The organism is Prolinoborus fasciculus (genome assembly GCF_056724605.1).
In genome coordinates this window covers 1-726 of sequence record NZ_JBWZQN010000157.1, presented here as the reverse complement: position 1 = coordinate 726, position 726 = coordinate 1, and the positions used below count along the sequence as shown (strand labels likewise).

The 726-nt window shown below is 33.3% G+C and carries 1 protein-coding gene; it reads right to left on the bottom strand.

Annotated features, from left to right (window positions below; translation table 11 throughout):
- Window positions 1–16: 16 nt before the first annotated feature.
- Window positions 17–726 (bottom strand): IS701 family transposase (locus AC1P5O_RS16700; protein ID WP_499006424.1); only part of this gene is annotated, 710 nt, incomplete at its 5' end.

Sequence of the window (726 nt, the reverse complement as noted above, 5' to 3'; positions counted from 1 at the left end):
TAGGACTTACGCACTGTTATTTATAGACTCTCTGTGGTAGCAGATGATTTTTATCGAGAATAAAGTCATCAATGAAGTTTTTGATAATTGGTCTAAATAATTTCTTCTGCCAACGATATACATTTTCAAAGATCCGCTCAAACTGGTTCTTTTGTATCTCAACGTAGGCCATCAAGGCTGAAAAAATATGATTCAAAATCAGTTTAGACCGTCTTACCTGAAACTTTTCAATATGACAAACCTGTTTAATCACCCGGTGATATTGTTCTATTTTCCAATGACTTGAATGTAATTCATGAAAACCCTCAAAGGATAATAAATCATCTTCATCTTGATACACAATATAAAACCTCTGCTGTTCTTTTAACTGAGTCTTAAATAATTGTACAAAGCCAAAATCTTTGAGCCAGACCACTTGACCCTGATGGAAATTTGGCAATAAACGCAGTTGAAACCATTGTCCTTTTTCAGGGGAAACCTTACGGTTACAGTCGATACCAAACATAAATCGAATACCATGTTTTCTTATGGTTTTTAGATTTCCAGTCGATGAATACCAACTATCACCTGAAATAAATTGAATCTTTGCACCCCAACTAAGTACTTCACTTAACATATCCATAAAGTAATCATTCTTGGTTTTACTTTCAGATTTGTCATAAATTCGGAAATTAATTGGAATATTTTGACCATTTTGATCTGTCGCATACAAGGTAATGAGATTAA